Genomic DNA, 2,844 nt, shown 5'->3' with positions numbered 1-2,844 from the left:
ACAGGTGTGGGCGCAGGTGCTGGGGCTGGCCCAGGTGGGCCGGCACGACAACTTCTTCGAGCTCGGTGGGCACTCGCTCGCCGCCTTGAGATTGCGGCAGATGGTCAAGGCCCGACTGGACGTCGACCTGCCGCTGCAGCGTTATTTCGAATGCCCGAGCCTGGCGGCCTGCGCTGAAGTCCTGGCGGCCGAAGGCCGCGGGAACGCCGCGCAGGACACCTCGGAGCTGGATCGCATGGATGCATTGTTGGAAAGTCTGGGAATCTAAGTGAACGCACGTAGCACATTGATCGCACAACGCTTTGCCGAGCTGTCGCCGGCCAAGCAGAAGGAATTCATCGCGGCGTTGCGAGCGCAAGGCATCGATTTCGGCCGCCTGCCCATCGTGCCGCGGCCCGGGGGCGCGGCGTTGCTGCTGTCCTACGCCCAGGCGCGCCAGTGGTTCGTCTGGCAGATGGAGCCCGCCAGCGCGGCGCACCACATCACGGCCGCATTGACGCTGAAAGGGCGGCTGGATCCGCGCGCCCTCGAGGCCAGCCTGGGCACGCTGGTGGCGCGGCACGAGTCCCTGCGGACCACCTTCAGGGCCAGCACCGACGGCGTGGCCGAGCAGGTCGTGCATGCCGAGCTGATGCCCGATGTGCGCCATGTCGATCTGCGGTCGCTGCCGGCCAAGGAGCGCGCCGCCCAGGCGCAGGTGGACGCGGGTCGCATGGCTGGCGAAGCCTTCGACCTGGCCGAAGGACCGTTGCTGCGCGTCGGCCTGATCCGTTTGGCCGAGGAAGAGCAGGTTCTGGTGCTGGTGATGCATCACATCGTGGCCGACGGCTGGTCGATGCAGATCCTGGTCGAAGAGTTCGGTCAGCTCTACCAGGCACACGCGGCAGGCCGGGCCCCGGCGCTGGCCGCGCCGTCGCTGCGCTATGCCGACTACGCCGCATGGCAGCGCAACTGGCTCGATGCCGGAGAACGCGATCGGCAGCTCGGCTACTGGAAGACGCAGCTCGGCGGCGCGCATCCCTTGCTGCAACTGCCCGGCGACCATCCCCGTCCCGCGCAGGGCCCTTACCGCGTGGCGCGCCACCGTGCCGCGTTGCCGTCGGCGCTGGTCCGGGATCTGCGGCGCTGCGCCACGTCGCACAAGGCCACGCCTTTCATGCTGCTGATGGCTGCTTTCCAGGGGCTGTTGCATCGCTACAGCGGCCAGACGGACATTCGCCTCGGCGTGCCGATCGCCAACCGGGACCGGCCGGAGGTTGCCGGCGTGGTCGGCCTGTTCGTCAATACGCAGGTGCTGCGCAACACGCTGACCGGGCACACGACCCTGGCGCAGGTCCTGGCGCAGGCGCGCAGGCTGCGCTGGATGCACAGGCCCACCAGGATCTGCCGTTCGAACAGCTGGTCGATGCCCTGGCGCCGCAGCGCAGTCTCAGCCAGCCGCCGCTGTTCCAGGTGATCTTCAATCATCAGCAACAAGACCTGAGCGCGCTTTCGCAGCTGTCCGGCCTGACACTGGAGCCCTACGAGATCGACGAGCAGGCCGCGCCGCTCGAACTGGCACTCGACACGGTGGAAGAGGCCGACGGCGGCATCAGCTTCGTCTTCACCTATGCCAGGGCCGTGTTCGAGCCGCGGACCATCGAGCGGCTGGCGGCACATTACCTGGCGATGCTGCGGCAACTGGTGAGCCGTCCCGAGCTGCCTTTGCGCGACGTCGAGTTGCTCGACGAGCCCGAGCGCCTGCAATTGCAACGCTGGGGCGCGGGGGAGCACGGTCCTTGGGAAGATGTGCCGGTGCATCGACTGGTCGAACGGCAGGCACGCGCGAGGCCTGATGCAACGGCCCTGATCATGGGCGACACCGCGCTGAGCTATGGCGAGCTCAACACGCGCGCCAACCGATTGGCCCACCGGCTGATGGCATTGGGCGTGCGGCCGGAAAGCCGGGTCGGCCTGGCGGTGGAGCGGTCCGTCGAGATGGTGGTGGCACTGCTGGGCGTGCTCAAGGCGGGTGGTGCCTATGTGCCGCTGGACCCCGGCTATCCGGCCGAGCGCCTGAGCTTCATGGCGGCGGACAGCGGCATTTGCCTGCTGCTGACGCAGGCCCGCGTGCGCGAGCGCCTGCCGGCTGGAATGCGTGAACTCCCCACGCTGCTGCTCGACGTGCAGACGCTGGAGGCAGGGCGCTCGGACGACCCCGCGGTTGCGCTGCGCGGCGAGCATCTCGCCTATGTGATCTACACCTCGGGATCGACCGGGCAACCGAAGGGCGTTGCCGTGGCGCACGGGCCTCTCGGCATGCACATCCTGGCCATCGGCCAGGCCTACGGCATGACGCCGGAAGACTGCGAGCTGCAGTTCGCTTCCATCAACTTCGACGGCGCGCACGAGCGGATCTGGACGCCCCTGGCCTTCGGTTCGGTGCTGATGCCGCGCGACGAGGAACTGTGGACGGTGGAGCGCAGCTGCGAGGAGATGCGCCGCCATGGCATCACCATCGCCTGTTTCACGCCGAGCTATCTGCAGCAGCTGGCCGAGGGCATGGGAGAGGAGGGGCGCGTGCCTTCGCTGCGTTCCTACACGGTGGGCGGCGAAGCGACCTCGCGCGCTGCCTATGAGCGCGTGATGTCGAACCTGCAGCCGCCCCGGATCATCAACGGCTACGGGCCGACGGAGGCGGTGATTACCCCGACCATCGCCAAGGCGCATGCCGGCGGCGGCTTCGATACAGCCTACATGCCGATCGGCTCGCCGATCGGCGACCGCAGGGCGGTGGTGCTCGACAGCGACCTGAACCTGGTGCCGGCCGGAATGGCGGGCGAGCTGTACCTGGGCGGCGCGGGT

Annotated in this window: 2 protein-coding genes and 1 pseudogene; all 3 read left to right on the top strand. The window is 68.5% G+C overall.

Going from position 1 to position 2,844, the window contains the following annotated elements:
- A partial coding sequence (locus tag BMG07_RS40355; RefSeq protein ID WP_198089169.1) for a phosphopantetheine-binding protein occupies positions 1–268 on the top strand: 268 nt, incomplete at its 5' end.
- Between the two features lie 186 nt (positions 269–454).
- Positions 455–1,689, top strand: a pseudogene (locus BMG07_RS43795) (condensation domain-containing protein); the annotation flags it as partial.
- Positions 1,669–2,844: AMP-binding protein (locus BMG07_RS43790; protein WP_269759896.1), on the top strand; the 1,176-nt coding region annotated here is incomplete at its 3' end. The pseudogene BMG07_RS43795 and the gene BMG07_RS43790, both read left to right, overlap by 21 nt.

Origin of the sequence: Variovorax sp. E3 (assembly GCF_016082275.1) — a bacterium.
Classification (GTDB): Bacteria; Pseudomonadota; Gammaproteobacteria; order Burkholderiales; family Burkholderiaceae_C; genus Variovorax.
The sequence above is the reverse complement of the archived record's forward strand: the minus strand, read 5'-3'. Positions and strand labels throughout refer to the sequence as shown.